This window comes from Arthrobacter sp. AK01, from assembly GCF_021109375.1.
Lineage (GTDB): Bacteria > Actinomycetota > Actinomycetes > Actinomycetales > Micrococcaceae > Arthrobacter.
This window is the reverse complement of sequence record NZ_JAJOHP010000025.1, coordinates 12,263-28,264: the sequence shown is the minus strand read 5'-3', so window position 1 is coordinate 28,264 and position 16,002 is coordinate 12,263. Positions and strand designations below refer to the sequence as shown.

18 protein-coding genes are annotated in these 16,002 nt (G+C 64.4%); 7 read left to right on the top strand and 11 right to left on the bottom strand.

What is annotated here, in order from left to right; translation table 11 throughout:
• Positions 1-3 precede the first annotated feature (3 nt).
• Both LN996_RS10730 and LN996_RS10725 read right to left on the bottom strand, forming a co-directional pair.
• On the bottom strand, positions 4-345 hold the full coding sequence (locus LN996_RS10730) for a non-heme iron oxygenase ferredoxin subunit (protein WP_231340374.1): 342 nt from the start codon (positions 343-345) through the stop codon (positions 4-6).
• Positions 338-1,699: an aromatic ring-hydroxylating dioxygenase subunit alpha gene (locus tag LN996_RS10725; protein ID WP_231340373.1), complete on the bottom strand. Its 1,362-nt coding sequence runs from the start codon at positions 1,697-1,699 to the stop codon at positions 338-340. The genes LN996_RS10730 and LN996_RS10725 overlap by 8 nt, the downstream gene beginning before the upstream one ends.
• A 378-nt stretch (positions 1,700-2,077) precedes the next feature.
• Here LN996_RS10725 and LN996_RS10720 point away from each other — a divergent pair, with 378 nt between their 5' ends.
• The 7 genes from LN996_RS10720 to LN996_RS10690 all read left to right on the top strand — a co-directional run bounded on the left by LN996_RS10720 (position 2,078) and on the right by LN996_RS10690 (position 8,323).
• The gene (locus LN996_RS10720) at positions 2,078-3,445 is read left to right on the top strand and encodes an MFS transporter (protein WP_231340372.1); all 1,368 of its coding nucleotides are present in this window, start codon (positions 2,078-2,080) and stop codon (positions 3,443-3,445) included.
• 135 nt (positions 3,446-3,580) lie between these two features.
• Positions 3,581-4,033, top strand: a complete 453-nt coding sequence (locus LN996_RS10715; protein WP_231340371.1) for a PaaI family thioesterase — start codon at positions 3,581-3,583, stop codon at positions 4,031-4,033.
• Between the two features lie 116 nt (positions 4,034-4,149).
• Complete coding sequence (locus LN996_RS10710; protein WP_231340370.1) at positions 4,150-5,091, top strand: 3-carboxyethylcatechol 2,3-dioxygenase; 942 nt, start codon at positions 4,150-4,152, stop codon at positions 5,089-5,091.
• Complete coding sequence (locus tag LN996_RS10705; protein WP_231340369.1) at positions 5,091-5,903, top strand: 2-keto-4-pentenoate hydratase; 813 nt, start codon at positions 5,091-5,093, stop codon at positions 5,901-5,903. Before LN996_RS10710 ends, LN996_RS10705 begins: the two co-directional genes overlap by 1 nt.
• 8 nt (positions 5,904-5,911) lie before the next feature.
• Positions 5,912-6,850: an acetaldehyde dehydrogenase (acetylating) gene (locus LN996_RS10700; RefSeq protein WP_231340368.1), complete on the top strand. Its 939-nt coding sequence runs from the start codon at positions 5,912-5,914 to the stop codon at positions 6,848-6,850.
• Positions 6,851-6,852: 2 nt separating this feature from the next.
• The gene (dmpG, locus tag LN996_RS10695) at positions 6,853-7,875 is read left to right on the top strand and encodes a 4-hydroxy-2-oxovalerate aldolase (protein WP_231340367.1); all 1,023 of its coding nucleotides are present in this window, start codon (positions 6,853-6,855) and stop codon (positions 7,873-7,875) included.
• Between the two features lie 103 nt (positions 7,876-7,978).
• Positions 7,979-8,323: an iron chaperone gene (locus LN996_RS10690; protein ID WP_231340366.1), complete on the top strand. Its 345-nt coding sequence runs from the start codon at positions 7,979-7,981 to the stop codon at positions 8,321-8,323.
• On the opposite strand, the gene LN996_RS10685 is transcribed toward LN996_RS10690, so the two are convergent.
• From LN996_RS10685 to pcaH, 9 genes are all read right to left on the bottom strand, one after another.
• A complete protein-coding gene (locus tag LN996_RS10685) occupies positions 8,324-9,127 on the bottom strand; it encodes an IclR family transcriptional regulator C-terminal domain-containing protein (protein WP_231340365.1) in 804 nt (267 codons plus the stop codon). It lies immediately after the preceding gene.
• A 118-nt stretch (positions 9,128-9,245) separates the two neighbouring features.
• The gene (locus tag LN996_RS10680) at positions 9,246-9,914 is read right to left on the bottom strand and encodes a 3-oxoacid CoA-transferase subunit B (protein WP_231340364.1); all 669 of its coding nucleotides are present in this window, start codon (positions 9,912-9,914) and stop codon (positions 9,246-9,248) included.
• A 2-nt stretch (positions 9,915-9,916) separates the two neighbouring features.
• Positions 9,917-10,603 (bottom strand): 3-oxoacid CoA-transferase subunit A, encoded by a 687-nt coding sequence (locus LN996_RS10675; protein WP_231340363.1) that lies wholly within the window; start codon positions 10,601-10,603, stop codon positions 9,917-9,919.
• Between the two features lie 14 nt (positions 10,604-10,617).
• Positions 10,618-11,832 carry a thiolase family protein gene (locus tag LN996_RS10670; protein ID WP_231340362.1) on the bottom strand — a complete coding sequence of 405 codons (1,215 nt, stop codon included), beginning with the start codon at positions 11,830-11,832 and terminating at the stop codon, positions 10,618-10,620.
• Positions 11,833-11,868: 36 nt separating this feature from the next.
• Entirely contained in the window at positions 11,869-12,315 is a 447-nt protein-coding gene (gene pcaC, locus LN996_RS10665; RefSeq protein ID WP_231340361.1) for a 4-carboxymuconolactone decarboxylase, read from the bottom strand.
• Positions 12,312-13,115, bottom strand: a complete 804-nt coding sequence (locus LN996_RS10660) for an alpha/beta fold hydrolase (protein WP_231340360.1) — start codon at positions 13,113-13,115, stop codon at positions 12,312-12,314. Before LN996_RS10660 ends, pcaC begins: the two co-directional genes overlap by 4 nt.
• Complete coding sequence (locus tag LN996_RS10655) at positions 13,108-14,526, bottom strand: lyase family protein (RefSeq protein ID WP_231340359.1); 1,419 nt, start codon at positions 14,524-14,526, stop codon at positions 13,108-13,110. The genes LN996_RS10660 and LN996_RS10655 overlap by 8 nt, the downstream gene beginning before the upstream one ends.
• A complete protein-coding gene (gene pcaG / locus LN996_RS10650; protein ID WP_231340358.1) occupies positions 14,523-15,116 on the bottom strand; it encodes a protocatechuate 3,4-dioxygenase subunit alpha in 594 nt (197 codons plus the stop codon). Before pcaG ends, LN996_RS10655 begins: the two co-directional genes overlap by 4 nt.
• Positions 15,117-15,120: 4 nt before the next feature.
• The gene (gene pcaH, locus LN996_RS10645; RefSeq protein WP_231340357.1) at positions 15,121-15,990 is read right to left on the bottom strand and encodes a protocatechuate 3,4-dioxygenase subunit beta; all 870 of its coding nucleotides are present in this window, start codon (positions 15,988-15,990) and stop codon (positions 15,121-15,123) included.
• Positions 15,991-16,002: the final 12 nt, after the last annotated feature.

Below are 16,002 nucleotides of genomic sequence, written 5' to 3'. Positions count from 1 at the left end.
CGTCTAAACCACGGCGTCGATGTTTGGGTACAGCAGAAGCTCGCCATCCCGGACTTCAACCATGTGCGTGCGGGCCGGAAGAGTGGCCGGCAGGCAAAGGGCCGAGCCGGACTTCAAGCAGAACTTGGCCGAATGCACGGGGCATTCCACCTCCGTACCTTCGATCCAGCCGTCAGCCAAGGACGCCGTCTCATGGGTGCAGGTGTCGTTCAAGGCGTAGAAGTTGCCATCCTCGGCGTGGAACACCGCGATGTCCTGGTCCGTGCCGTTGGTACCGGCGGGAACCACTGTTGCTTCGCCCTGCTCGATGTCCCCGGCGGTACCGATGCTGATAGCTTCATTCATTGCTTGCTCCTACAGTGTTCTCGTGCCAGGCGGGTTGGTTCATCAGCGCCGCCCAATGTCGGTAGAAGGACCGTCCTGCAGCGTCTGAATACAGCTCGCTGGTCTCGCCAGGATAGGTGCCGTCGTGGCGTTCACTGCCAATCCCCATCTGGAAGTTCAGAGGCACCTGGTTAGTGACGAAACCACCGGAAATGGCTTGGATCTCGGACCAGTTCTCGCCGTCGTCGGCCTCGAAGATTCCCGACGGCCCGAAGGTTCTGAGGTTGTAGAGGCGCTGGGCATCCTTGACGTCGTCCGGCATTGACTTGTCCACCAGAATCCACGCCCACACCTCGATCTTGTTGGGGCCCTTGGGGTGCCACACACGGATGGAGCCGTTGACGGGCAGGTACGAGAAAGACGGAAACACCGTAGCGTGGCCGGTAGTCAAGGGGCCCTCGACAGCGGCATCACCCAACCGCTCCCGCAGAGCCTGGTAATCGTAGTAGTCGTGAACGGCCTCGGCGTCGAAGCGGGACTTGGGGTGCGTAGGAAAACCAGCCCCGTGGCCCTTCGGCGAGAGGAACTGGCGGCCGGGAGTCTCAGCAACCTCCGGTTTTGGTCCCCGCCCGGTGGGGGACATCACCATGAGGGCCGAAGCATGGGACATATTGACGTGGTACCAGTCTGTGGCGAACTGTTCAGCGGCCAGCTTCCAGTTTCCTTCCAGCTCCCATTTCATGACCCCGCCCATGACCTCGGTTCCCTCCGGGTCCCTGTCCAGCATGGCGTCCAGGTAGTACCGCATGTCTCCCAGGGCTTCTTCGAGGGGTTCCGCAGCGGGGTCCCAGTTTCCAAAGAGCAAGCCCTTGTACTCAGCAACGTTGGGAACATCGATGAGGCCCCAGTCCTTCTTGTCGAAGTCCTCTGGATATGCCTTCTCATTCGGCACCGATTGAAGGGCACCCGCAAGGTCGAAGGACCATCCGTGGTAGGTGCAGGTGAACATCTTGGTGGCACCGGCATCTGCCCGGCTCAGCCTGACGCCGCGGTGCCGGCAGGCATTCAAATAGGCCCTGATGGACTTGGATTTGTCCATGGTGACGATCACGGGATCCTCGCCCATGAAGGTGGTGAAGAAGTCTCCGGGTTTGGTGAACTGGCTCGTGTGCGCCAGGAACAGCCAACTGCGTGCAAAGATGCGGCGCAGTTCCTGCTGGTAAATGCCGGTGTCCGAATAGATGGACCTGTCGATGAGCCCGGCTGCGGCGTCCACCAGTGGCGAGACGTCAATGTTCGCCGTCATGGAAGCCGGCCGGGGCATCCGGCCGATGGCTGCATGTGCTTGTGACGGGCAGGAGTCCGTGGTGGTCATGGGTGGGCCCTTCGTTCACATCGAAGAATTGGGTGTTCGTCCCATGGGACACGAAAGCCGACACCCCGCACTAGCTGCCGTGCCGAACCCCGGAACAGCGGGCACTGTCAATCACGCATGCCCGGCATGGTTCCCCACCTAGCGGCCCGCCTATCGGAGCCCACGCCGCTCCTTGAACGCTGCCACTCCCTCGGCACCATCGGCTGAACCCAGCACGGCGGCTCCGGCCGAGGGCGTCGATGAGCTGGCTGGCCAGCATGTATGCAGCATTTGTGCCGCCGTACGGAACGTGGCATTGGTCACACGTGCCGTCCGGACCCATTGTCAACGTGATCTCTGAATCCGTCCACTGATAGATCCCACCCCCTGGAGCATGCAATGACGCAATACCCCACTCCCCCGCCGCCTGCGGCCACCGGGAAGAAGGACACCCGCCGCGCGCTGGTCTCCAGCTTCCTTGGTTCCACCGTTGAGTACTACGACTTCCTGTTGTACGGTGCGGCTGCCGGCTTGGTCTTTCCCAAGCTGTTCTTCCCGGCGGACATGGACCCGGGCCTGGGTACCGCGCTTTCGTTCGTGATTCTCCTTGCCGGATACCTCTCCCGGCCTATCGGTGGTGTCCTGTTTGGCCACTTCGGTGACAAGTTCGGCCGCAAGAACATGCTCTTCATCACGCTCATGATGATGGGCTCCGTATCCATCGCCATCGGCCTCATGCCCACCTACCAGGCCATCGGCGTGGCTGCGCCGCTCACCCTGGTGCTGCTCCGGGTGGTCCAGGGCCTGGCCGTCGGAGGCGAATGGGCCGGCGCCACACTCATGGCAGCAGAACACGTCAAAGAGAAGAACCGCGGCTTTGCGGCATCCATCGCAGTGACTGGCGGGCCCACGGGATCGGTGCTGGCAACCTTGGTCCTGGGAATCTTCGCGGGGCTGCCCGATGATGCCTTCCTTAGCTGGGGGTGGCGTATCCCGTTCCTGCTCTCCGCCGCCCTGGTGGTGATCGGCCTCTACCTCCGATACCGGGTCACTGAATCACCCGATTTCGAGCGGGCCAGGGCTGCCGGCGAGGTCCACACCGGGGTTCCCATCGTCCGGGTGCTCAAGAAGTACCCTCTATCCACGTTCTACGGCATCATGGCTGCTGCAGGACCGTTGTTCATGCAGGCCCTCCTCGCGGTCTGGGCAGTTCCCTACGTCGCGGCCCAAGGCGTGGTGTCACGCCAGGACGCACTCATGATGCTGACCTTCTCGTCATTCCTGCATATCTTCGCCATCCCGTTCTTCGCCTGGCTTTCGGACAAGTTCGGCCGCCGGCCCGTCATGCTGGCCGGAGCTGCCGTGTCAGTGGTCCTCGTCTTCCCGATGTTCGCCCTCTTCAATTCCGGCAGCTACTGGTTGGTGGCGTTGGCGTTCGTTGTGGGAAATCCGATCATTCAAGCGTCCATGTATGGCCCCATCGGAGCCTTCCTGGCCGAAAAGTATGAGACCCAGGACCGCTACACGGGCGTTTCGCTCAGCTTCCAACTGGGCTCAGTAATTGGCGCGGGAACGGCACCCCTCATGGCAACCATGCTCATGGGCCTCTCCAACGGCGCCACAACGGACAACATCGCCTGGTACTTCATCCTTCTGATCGCCATCGCTGCCCTGTGCGTCTTCCTGTCCAAGGAAACCAGAAGCAGTGCGCGGCAGCAGGCTGAAGAGCCCTCCACGGGATCCGGGGAACAGGCCTCCGTCCGCTGACGACAGCGACGATCGGCGGACGCAGCCGTGTTCCGCCTACCGGCACCCGCCCTGCCACGGCGGGTGCCGCCGTCGTTAGCCTGATCCCGAACCACGGGGGCCGCCGGACGGCCCCACTCACACCAGGAGCGCACCATGGGCCACCCCGCTTCCCTTGAGGAATTCCAAACTTTCGTAGGCGAGTTCACCTCCAAACGAGGTTTCGATGACATCGCTGCGACTCTTCAGCTGGAACCTCACGCCGTCACCGAAGACACCGTGAGCATGTCCATGCCGCTGCAGGAGTCATACGCCCAAGCCTCCGGGCTGTTCTCTGCCGCTGCGCTCTTCGGCGCAGCGGACATCACCGGCACCCTGCTGGCCATGCAGACCTACGCAGGCAGCGGGCAGTTCCCCTTGGCTGTGCAGTCGAGCGTCAACTTCCTGTCCAATTCCCAGGCGTCTCCGGCCATCGCCACGGCACGGATCCTCCGCGGCGGCAACACCGTAGCCGTGGCCGAAGTGGGCGTGACGGACGCGGACGGAAAAGCCCTGATGCACTCCACCTTTACCTACGCCATCAAGGAGCGCCGCCTGGGCACCACGTAGGCCCCCGCCCGCCGTACCACCCTGCGGAACATACGCCTGACGGATGGTTATCCGCAGGGGTGCAATGGAACCCACAAGCAGCTGCCCCGGCAGCACATCCCACAAAAGGAGTCGTCATGAACCAGGCACTGGTGTGCATGTCGCACAGCCCCCTGCTGGAACACACGAACCCGCCCGCCGACGTCAAAGCCGCCGTCGAGTCAGCCTTCGATCACGTCCGCGGGTTTGTTTTGGATTTCGAGCCCGACCTCGTGGTCAACTTCGGCCCGGACCACTACAACGGCTTCTTCTACGACCTGATGCCGCCCTTCTGCATCGGCTACGAAGCTTTTGGGACCGGTGACTACGACTCCTTCGCCGGGAAGCTGGACGTCCCCACGGACATCGCGGAACGGCTGGCCCAGTATGTGATCGATCAGGACATCGATACCGCCATTTCCCGCCAAATGGAGGTGGACCACGGCGCTGTGCAGCCCCTGGAAAACATCTACCGCGGCGATGTCGGCGGCCGCCAGGTGATCCCCATCTTCATCAACTCTGTAGCCCCGCCGTTCTCCAAAATGGCCCGCGTCCGCCGCTTCGGCACCGCCGTCGGCGAATTCTTCAGGGACCTCGACAAGAGGGTACTGTTCATCGGCTCCGGTGGCCTCTCCCACGACCCTCCTGTTCCACAGATCGCCACGGCCACGGAGGAACAGCGCGCGTTGCTACTCAACGGACGGCACCCAACAGCGGAGGCCCGTGCCGCCCGGCAAGCGCGAACCATCGCCACGGCAGAGGCGTTCGCGCGGGGCGAGGCGGACATCATGGACCTCAATCCCGACTGGGACCGGGCCTTCCTGAAGGTCTGTGCATCAGGCGACGTTGCCGGTTTCGACGCCTACGAAGCGGCGGAAATGAACCGGGTGGCCGGCCATTCCTCACACGAAGTCCGCACATGGGTTGCCGCTTACTCGGCACTGCGTGCCTGTGGTGAGTACAACGTCACCTACGAGTTCTACAAACCCATCAAGGAATACATTGCCGGCTTCGGAGTCACGACGGCGGTGCTGCGGTAATGGCCAACGTCACCACCGCCACTGGTCGCCAAGAGGACCAGCTGGCCGCCGTGGGCGCGGAGCTGCTGGCAGCCAGCGAGTCGTTGATCCCCGTTCCCCCCTTGCGGGACCGGGTACCCGGCATGACCCTTCAGGATGCGTACACCGTCCAGCAGTACCAACTTCACCATCACCTTGCCCGGGGCCGCGTCCTGGCAGGCCGCAAAGTGGGGCTGACGTCGCGGGCCATACAACAGCAGTTGGGTGTCGATTCACCGGATTTCGGGTACTTCTTCGAAGACATGGTCCACCACCACGGGGCGGAGATCCCGGCGTCGCACTTTATTCAGCCCAAGGTGGAACCCGAGTTTGGCTTTGTCCTGAAGACGACACTGGCAGGCCCCGGGGTGACCCGGGGTCAAGCCGCGGCCGCGATCGAGGCGGTCTATCCGGCCATTGAAATCATCGACTCCCGCATCACCGATTGGGACATCAAGCTGGTGGATACCGTGGCGGACAATGCGTCCTGTGGAGCGATCGCGGTGGGCTCGGTCCCCCTGCCGGTGTCCGTGGATGCCCTGGGCTCAGTCACGTGCGATCTCCTGATCAACGGTGAGGTCCGCGAAAGCGGCACCGGCGGGGCCGTCATGGGCGATCCCGTCATTCCTTTGGCCTGGCTGGCAAACATCCTGGGCCAGCAAGGTGTGCCCTTGGAGGCCGGCCAACTCATCCTGCCCGGTTCCTTCACCAAGGCGCTGCCGGTGGTAGCCGGAGAATCCGCGACGGCCGACTTTGGTGCGCTGGGCGCGCTGACAATCCATTTCACAGATTAGGGAATTCCATGGCTAAGAAAACCGCCGCGATCGTCGGATCGGGCAATATCGGCACGGACTTGATGTTCAAACTCATGCGCCGCAGCAACAACGTCGAGGTCAAGTACATGATTGGCGTAGACCCCGCGTCGGACGGCCTCGCCCGTGCAGCACGCTTGGGCATCACTACGTCCGCAGAGGGCGTCGACTGGCTGCTGTCGCAGGACGAACTCCCGGACTTCGTCTTCGAATGCACTTCAGCCAAAGCCCACCAGGCCAACGCTCCCAAGTACAAGGCTGCGGGGATCCACGCGATCGACCTGACGCCGGCCGCCGTCGGCCCTTACCTATGCCCGGTGGTGAACCTGGACTCCTTGGAAGACGTGCTGAACGTCAACATGATCACCTGCGCCGGACAGGCAACCACGCCGATCGTCGCCGCGGTGTCCTCCGTGGTCCCCGTAGACTACGCCGAGATTGTTGCCTCCATCGCCTCCAAATCCGCTGGCCCCGGCACCCGGGCCAACGTGGACGAGTTCACCGAAACCACGGCCAAGGCATTGGAGGAGGTTGGTGGGGCTGCCCGCGGTAAAGCCATCATCATCATCAACCCTGTGGAACCGCCCATGATCATGCGCAACACGATCTACGCCTCCATTCCCGCTGAAGCTGCCCAGGCTGGTGAATTGCGGGACAAGATCCGTGCCGCCATCAGCACGGCCGTCTCAGCCATCCAGGAGTATGTGCCCGGTTACTCGCTCCGCGTCGAGCCTCAGTTCGATGCCGCTCGTGAGGACTGGAACGGCAACGGCCGTGTGGGTATCTGGGTGCAAGTGGTGGGGGCGGCAGACTACCTTCCCGAATACGCCGGCAACCTGGACATCATCACGGCTGCGGCCACGAGGACAGCTGACCTGCTGGCCGAGCGTATGGACGCCGCCGTTACCCCTTCAGCCGTAGGAGCATGACCATGACCAGCGCACCCGAACTGAGTGTCCGACTCACTGACACCACCCTGCGCGATGGCTCCCATGCCATGAGCCACAAATTCACCGAAGAACACGTCCGGTCAGTGGTCCGGGCCTTGGACGACGCCAAGGTGGAGGTCATTGAGGTCACCCACGGCGACGGCCTGGGTGGTTCCTCCTTCAACTACGGGTTCTCCCTGACCCCCGAGCTGGACCTGGTGCGGGCAGCGGTGGATGAGGCGAAGAACGCCAGGATCGCAGTGCTCATGCTCCCCGGTTTGGGAACTATCCACGATCTCAACGCAGCCCACCAGGCCGGCGCCCAGGTCGCAAGGATCGCCACCCACTGCACCGAAGCTGACGTCTCCATCCAACACTTCCAGCACGCCCGCCAGCTTGGCATGGAGACGGTCGGATTCCTCATGCTCTCGCACCGCATCACCCCTGCGCAGCTCGCGCAGCAGGCCCGGATCATGGCCGATGCCGGCTGCCAGTGCGTCTACGTGGTGGACTCAGCCGGTGCCCTGATCCTGGACGACGTCACGGAACGGGTTTCCGCCCTGGTGGCGGAGCTCGGAACTGACGCCCAGGTGGGCTTCCACGGCCACCAGAACCTGAGCTTCGGGGTGGCCAATTCGGTGTACGCGGCCCGCGCCGGTGCCAAGCAAATCGACGGGACACTCCTTGCCTTGGGCGCCGGGGCCGGTAACTCCCCCACGGAAGTCCTGGCAGCGGCTTTCGAGCGCCTGAATATACAGACCGGCGTGGACGTTCACGCCGTGATGGCGGCGGCCGAAGATGTGGTCAAACCCTTTGTCACCCGCATGCCGGTCATGGACCGCGCGTCCATCATGCAGGGATACGCGGGCGTCTACTCATCTTTCCTCATCCATGCCGAACGCGCAGCTGAACGCTATGGCGTCCCGGCATGGCAGATTCTCGAGGAAATCGGCAAGGCCGGTTACGTTGGCGGTCAGGAAGACATGATCGTCGATGTCGCGGTGAGCCTGGCGGGAGCGAGCTAAAAGCCCGCTCAACCGTTGACGCCGGGTGGCTGCCTCACAAAGGCCGCCATCCGGCGTCGTTCATCTCTGGCTTCGCGGGCGGGCGTGGTGAACCATGGTTCCTATGGGTACCGTCACCGAATATCTCGAGAGCGTCAGCGAGGGCAACCGCGCCATTCTAGAGCGGATCGTTGGGATCGCCCGTGAGTTGGCCCCCGATGCCGAAGAAGGCGTCAGCTACGGCATGCCCGCACTGATGGTTGATGGCAAGGGCTTTCTGAGTGTGCTCGAAACCAAGAAGCACCTGGCACTGTATCCGTTCAGCGGACAGATCCTGCCGGAAATGTCGGAGGAGTTGGGCGGTTACTCCTGGTCCCCCGGGACGTTGCGGTTCTCGGCGGACAATCCCGTGCCGGACTCGTTGGTGCGCCGGATCCTCGAGACGCGGTTGGCAGCGATCCGGAAGTAGTCAGTGTTTTGCCGACACGTCCTGCGAGATCGCGTTGGCGGTGGCCACGACTTCCTGTCGCACTGACTCGAGGTACTTTTCCGGGTCAGGTTGCGCGGCGACGGCTTGGGCCTGCAGTGAGACGTTGATGGCCGCAACGTTGTCGCCGTTGTTGTGGTTCCACACCGGGGCTGCGATGGACATCAGCCCGATTTCGAGCTCTTGGTCGAGCAGGCACCAGCCTTGCGCACGGACGCGTTCGACGGCGGCCCTCAAGTCGGGCACGCTGGCGACGGTTCGCGGCGTGAGCGGGGTGAGTTCCGCCGTCGTGAGGTAAGCCTCCAGCTTGGCCTGCGGCAATCCGGCGAGCAGGACGCGGCCCATGGACGTGGCGTACGCGGGGAAGCGCGTGCCGACGGTGATCCCGACGTTCATGATCCGGCGCGTGGCCACGCGGGCCACGTAGAAGATGTCCGGGCCGTCCAAGACCGCCGCGGACGTCGACTCCCCCAGCTTCAAGCTGAGCTGCTCCAGGTGCGGCTGGGCCAACTGGGGCAAGGACAACGCCGACAAGTATGAGTACCCGAGCTGCAACACCTTGGCCGTCAGGGCGAAGGTCTTGCCGTCGGTGCGGACGTAGCCCAGCTCAACCAAGGTGTGCAGGAACCTCCGTGCTGTGGCGCGAGTCAGGTCCGTGCGGGCAGCGACTTCGCTAAGTGTCATCACGGGGTTGTTCGCGTCGAATGCCCGGATCACTGCGAGCCCACGGGCCAGCGACTGAACGTACTGGTCGCTGGCCTGCGGGGTAACTGCGGAATCGCTCATGGATACCAATCCTAGGGTGCGTTGCGGGGCCCAAACTTGCGGGGCCTACTCTGCACGCTACGTACACCAAAAAACGCGCAAAGCCGGCCTCGCAACGAGGAGCCCAAACTTGCGGGGCCTACTCTGCCTTTTTCAGGGGCAGCGGCACGAGTTCCTGGATTTCCTCGAAGGTGCAGCCGAAGGTCTCCCGCACGGTGACGCCGTCGGGCCCTGTGAGGAACACTGCTTTGTCCGTGTACACGCGCGTCACGCAGCCGACGCCGGTCAACGGGTAGGTGCACTGCTCCACCAGCTTGGACACGCCCTCACGTGTCAGGAGCGTCATCATCACGAAAACGTCCTTGGCGCCCGTTGCGAGGTCCATGGCTCCACCAACGGCCGGGATCGCGTCCGGGGCGCCGGTGTGCCAGTTGGCGAGGTCGCCGGTGGCGGATACCTGGAAGGCGCCGAGCACGCAGATGTCCAGGTGCCCACCGCGCATGATCGCGAACGAGTCGGCGTGATGGAAGTACGAGGCTCCGGGCAGTTCGGTGACGGGGATCTTGCCGGCGTTGATGAGATCGCCGTCAATCTCCTCGCCTTCAGCGGCCGGGCCCATGCCGAGCATCCCGTTCTCCGTGTGGAGCGTGATGTTCTGTTCCTCGGTGAGGTAGTTGGACACGAGCGTCGGCTGGCCGATGCCCAGGTTCACGAACGAACCCGGGGCGATGTCGCGGGCCACCAACTGGGCGAGCTCATCGCGGCCCAGCGGCTTCTCGGAGGTCTGGATGCTGGTTTCGGTGCTCATGATCAGGCCACCTGTTCTTTTGTTCCGGCAGAATCGACGCGGACCACGCTGTTGACGTAAATACCGGGTGTCACCACGTTCTCCGGGTCCAGGGAACCCGTGGGCACAATCTCCGAAACCTGCACGATGGTGTGCTTGGCAGCGGCGGCCATGATGGGGCCGAAGTTCCGGGCGGTCTTGCGGTAGACGAGGTTGCCCTTGCCGTCGGCTTTGAGTGCCTTGATCAGGGCGACGTCGGCGTGGATCGGCGTTTCGAACACCTGGCCCCGGCCATCGATAATGCGGGTTTCCTTGCCCTCAGCCAACGTGGTGCCGTAACCGGTCGGAGTGAAGAATCCACCAATACCCGCGCCCGCGGCCCGGATGCGCTCGGCCAGGTTGCCCTGCGGGACCAGCTCCAGCTCGATCTCACCGGCGTGGAACTTGGCGTCGAAGTGCCAGGAATCGGACTGCCGCGGGAAGGAGCAGATCATCTTGCGGACCCGGCCTTCCTTGATCAGCAACGCCAGGCCTTGGTCGCCCTGGCCGGCGTTGTTGTTGACCACGGTGAGATCCTTTGCGCCGCAATCCATGAGGGCGTCGATCAGTTCGAACGGCTGCCCGGCGTTGCCGAACCCGCCGATCATCACGGTGGAACCGTCCTTGATGCCGGCGACAGCCTCGCCCACAGTGTCAATGAAATTCAACATGACTCTTTACCCTTCTATGCCGACGCGCCGGCAGTAACGTTTTCGAGCACCACGGCCAGGCCTTGGCCCACGCCGATGCAGATCGCCGCGACACCCCAGCGCTGGCCGGAGGCCTGCAGGGACCGGGCGAGCGTGCCCAGGATGCGGGTACCGGAAGCACCGAGCGGGTGGCCCATGGCGATCGCGCCACCGTGCTGGTTCACGATTCCGGGGTCGATCCCCCACGCATCAACGCACGCCAGCGATTGCGCGGCGAACGCTTCGTTAAGTTCGACGGCGCCCACCTGGTCCCAGCCGATGCCCGCCTTCGCGAGGGCCTTGTTCGCGGCCTCCACCGGGGCGAACCCGAAGAACTGGGGGTCGTTGCCATGCGCACCGCGGCCGGCGATGCGGGCGAGGGGCTCCAAGCCGAGGATCGAGGAAGCAGCTTCCGAACCGATCCACGCCGCCGAAGCACCATCAGACAAAGGCGAGGCGTTCCCCGCGGTGACCGTACCGCCGTCGGACGCCTCAGACTCGGCCCGGAAAACGGTCTTCAAACCAGCCAGCTTCTCAGCGGAAGAACCGGCACGGATGCCCTCGTCCCGGACAAGGTCGGTGCCCGGCACCGCTGTCACCAAAGCATCGTAGAAGCCTTCGTTCCACGCAGCGTCGGCCAGGTTGTGCGAATCCGCAGCAAACTGGTCCTGGCGTTCCCGGGTGATCCCGTATTTCTCGCGCAGCCGTTCCGTAGCCTCGCCCAGGGAGATGGTCCAGTCCTTGTTCATCGCCGGGTTCACCAAACGCCAACCGAGCGTGGTGGAGGCCAAGGTCATGTCACCGGCCGGGTACGGTTTGGACGTCTTGGGCAGCACCCAGGGCGCACGGGACATGGACTCGGCGCCACCCACCAGCATGAGGTCGGCGTCGCCGGCGTTGATCTGGCGCGAAGCGATGATCGCCGCATCCAGGGACGAGCCGCACAGGCGGTTGACCGAGGTGCCGGGAATCGACACGGGCAATCCAGCCAGCAGCGTCGCCATGCGGGCAACGTTGCGGTTTTCCTCGCCGGCACCGTTGGCGTTGCCGAACACCACCTCGTCGATCCGCTCAACATCCAATCCCGGCGCCCGCTTGACGGACTCACGGACCACGTGGGCGGCAAGGTCATCGGGACGGACAGCAGCAAGGCCGGAGCCGAACTTGCCAAAGGGCGTGCGCACGGCGTCGTACACAAAAGCCTGGTTCATGGGTTTCACTTTCTATCTGCCCGACTAGGGAGGAAATCAGTTGGGTTCGTTGGAGGGGGAAGCCGCGTCGATCTCGGCGAATACTTTCTGGGCCGTCTTGAAGGCCGAGTTGGCCGACGGAACACTGCAATAGATAGCGGTCTGCAGCAGGATTTCCTTGATTTCGTCCCTGCCCAGGCCGTTGTTGAGGGCCGCCCTGACGTGCATGGCGAGCTCCTCCCAGTGACCGTGCGCCACCAGTGCCGTGAGGGTGACGGCGGAGCGCATCTGCCGGCTGAGGCCTGGCCGCGTCCAGATGCCACCCCAGGCGATCCTGGTGATCATGTCCTGGTAGTCCTCGGTAAAGGAATCCTTGTTGGCATTGGCCCGGTCGACATGGGCATCGCCCAGTACTTCACGGCGGACCACCATGCCGGCGTCGTAAATGTCCTGCGCAGTTGCGTCGGGCTGCACGGCACCATTGTGTTCAGAAACAGGGCTCACAGTCCGTTCTCCTTCATAAAGTTGCGCATCAGTTCCGCTACTGCGGCGGGCGCCTCTGCGGGCGCGAGGTGACCGACGCCGTCGAGCGCCACGGCCTCGGCGTAGGAACCGCCGGCGCGGATGGCAGCGGCAGTCTCCTCAGCCATCGACGGCGGCGCTACCTCGTCCGCTACGCCGGCGATCACCTGCGTGGGCACGGTGATGCTGCCGAGGTGCTCGCGGACGTCGAAGGCGGCAAGGGCTTCGCAGCAGAATGAGTAACCAAAGCGGTCGGCATCGCGGAGGGCATGCAGGAGGCGGCTGCTGATCTCCGGCTGGCGGTCCATGAACCCCGGGCCGAACCAACGCTCGGCGGAACCTTGGATCATCACAGGCGTGCCCAGCGTGCGAACCGTTTCGGCGCGTTCCAGCCAGCCCTCGGGGGTGCCGAGCTTGGCACCGCTGCACTGGACGGACAGGCTGCGGAGGCGGTCGCCGTGCTTGATGCCGAGCTGCAGGCCAGTGGCCCCGCCCAGCGAAACGCCCGCGTAGTGGAAGTTCGCGCCCGGGAGTACAGAGTCAACAAGGTCGACGACGGCGTCAGCCAGTTCCGCGACATCGAAACCTTCGGTGGTGGTCGGCGAGATGCCGTGTCCGGGGAGGTCCCAGCCGATGACGTCATAGTCGTCACCCAGGAGGGCCGCGGTTTCCGTCCAGAGAATAGTGGAGGTGCCCAGCGACGGGCCCACCACCAGAAGCGGCTTCGCTCCCAGTTCGCGCTGCGGGGAGAGCAGCACGGCCTTGACAGTTGGCTTAGCCACGAGTGGCTCCCTTCGTTGAGGTTCCGGTGAATTGCGGGTACGCGGCCAGGATCCGTCGGCTGATCTCCTGGGCTTCGCCGAGGTAGCTCGCGGGATCCAGCAGTGCTTCGAGTTCGGCGTCCGTGAGTTTGTCCGCGGGGACGGTTTCGCGCAGCAGCTTGGTGTAGATGCGGGACTGTTCCGCAGCGGGCGCCTTCAGGGTTTCGTCGACGACGGCCTGCAGCTTCTGCTTTCCGTCCTCGCCCAGGAGCGGAGCGACGGCGGCCGCCACACCCTCGCTGAGCAGCAGCGGTCCCGAGATCTCCAGGTTCCTGCGCATGGATTCGGGGAAGACCCTGAGGCCCTCCGTGAGCTCGCGAAGATGTCCAGCGGCTCCCAATGCCAGGGCGAGCAGCTGGCGCAATGCCGGCCATTCGCTGTGCCAGGCACCGTCGGGTCGCTCGTCGTTGAAGGTTGCCGCCGCGAGGTGGAGCTGGGATGCGAGTCCGGGCGCCTGCAATGCGGCACTGCGGATCAGCACTGACAGCACCGGATTCTGCTTCTGCGGCATGGCCGAGGAAACACCCCGCCCGGCAGCCAACGGTTCGCCGAGTTCGGCGACTTCCGGGCGGCTCAGGAACAGGAGATCGGCGGCGATCTTGCCACAGGAATCGATCAGGGCAGCGAGCCCATCGCCGAGTGCCGTGACGGCCAGGCGGTTGGTGTGCCAGGGAGCGGGAGCTGGCGCAAGGCCCAGCTGAGCAGCCAATGCATCGGCAAGCGTAAACGCCGTGGCGGCAGTGCCCGCAGTCAGCTTCGTCGCCGAAGCCAACGTTCCACCCGCTCCGCCACACTGCACCGGCAGTTCCAGGGACCCCAACCGGGCTGCCGCAGCGGCCACACCGTGGAACCACTGCGCAGCCTTGAGCCCGAAGGTATACGGAAGCGCATGCTGTGTCAGGCTCCTGCCCACGCACAGCGTCTCCGCATGCTGTTCCGCCAAGGCGGCGAGCGCCGTCGTAGTGCCTTTCACGTCGACCAGCAGCGCAGCAATTGCGCGGCTGGCGAGCAGCATGAGGGCGGAGTCCAGGACGTCCTGGCTGGTCAGCGAGGTGTGGACTGCCCTGCCGGCGATTCCTGCAGAATCCAAGGACTTCACGCGGGCTCGGAGATCCCCGAGAAGGGGGATCACCGGGTTGGCGCCGCCTTGGGCGCGCTCCGCTACCGAAAGAACGTCGTAGGAACCGGCATCGGCGGCTTCGGCCACCACGGCGGCGGATCCGGCGGGGACAAGTCCCGCGTCCTCGAGGACGGCAGCCCAGGAGGCTTCGACGTCGAGAATTGCCGCGATCACGGCACGGTCGCCCGTCAGCGCCACCACAGCGGGCGACGCCGAGACGGGGCTAAGGAGGCCGAAGTCGCCGTCGGTCATGCCTGGTTTTCCGTAGTGATGTCGAGCGAACCGTCCTGCTGGAAGTCCAGGAACACGGTCTCGTCGCCGCCCTGCAGGCGGATGTCCCAGGTGAGGCCGCCATCGGCATCACGGCGTGCAATCAACGTCTTGCGGCGCTCCGGATCCAAGGAGCTCAGCAGGGGATCGTTGGCCAGTGCTTCCTCATTTTCCGGCAGGTACACGCGGGTGAAGAGGCGGTTCATGAGGCCGCGGGCGAAGACGGCTACCGAGATGAACGCCGCAGCGCCGGGAGCCGTGGGCCCTGGGTTGACCGTGGTGAAGGTGTACACGCCGGAGTTGCCAACGGCGCCGCGGCCCCAACCGGTGAAGGTGTAGCCGTCGCGGACCAGGGAGCCGGTGCGCTGGACGATGTTGCCCTCGGAGTCCGGCTGCCAGATCTCGAGGATGGCGTCCGGAATGGTGTTTCCGGCGCCGTCATACACGGTGCCCTGGAGGCGGATGCTTCCGGGGCTGCCCGGTGCCAGGAGTTCGTTGTCCTTGTCATAGGGAAGGGCGTAGCCGTAGAAGGGGCCTACGGTCTGGCCCGGTGTGGGTGCCAGCTTGCTCATGCGCTTACTCCTCGTCCCCGGCGTCGCCGTATGCTTCGTTTTCGGTCCAGGTCCGCTTGGAACCGGTCAGGATGATGTCCCACTTGTAGCCGAGGGCCCATTCGGGGCTGGTGAGCTCGTGGTCGTACTGCGCCACCAGGCGGTCGCGGGCGTCCTGGTCCACGATCGACTGGTAGATGGGGTCCAGCGGGAAGAGCTGGTCGCCCGGGAAGTACATCTGGGTGACGATGCGCTGCGTGAACTCCGAGCCGAACATGGAGAAGTGGATGTGCGCCGGGCGCCAAGCGTTGAGGTGGTTCTTCCACGGGTACGCGCCGGGCTTGATGGTGGTGAAGCTGTACGAGCCGTCCTCGCCCGTGATGCAACGGCCGACGCCGGTGAAGTTCGGGTCCAGCGGTGCAGGGTGCTGATCGCGTTTGTGGATGTAGCGGCCGGATGCGTTGGCCTGCCAGATCTCCACGAGCTGACCGGCCACCGGGCGGCCGTCGCCATCGAGGACACGGCCGGCGACGATGATCCGCTCGCCCTGCGGTTCCCCGTTGTGCTGGATGGTCAAGTCCGATTCCAGCGCGTGCACGTCCTGGTGTCCGAAGGCCGGTGAGTAGAGCTCGATGGTCTCCGGGTCCGCGTGGTGCAGGCTCTTGGTGGGGTGGCGCAGGATGCTGCTGCGGTACGGCGCGTAGTCCAGGCGCGGCATGGTCTCGGGACTTTTGCCGTTCTTCAGGGCCTCGGCGTAGCGATCCCCGATGCCCTTGATCTCAGCACTGAGATCCGCCTGGGTTTCCACTTTCTTGGAATCATGCGCGGCGTGAGGCTCAGCGGCTGGCACGAGTTCCTCGGATTCAAGCGCCTGTGCTGTCTGTTCTTGCGGCACGGCCGGCTCCTT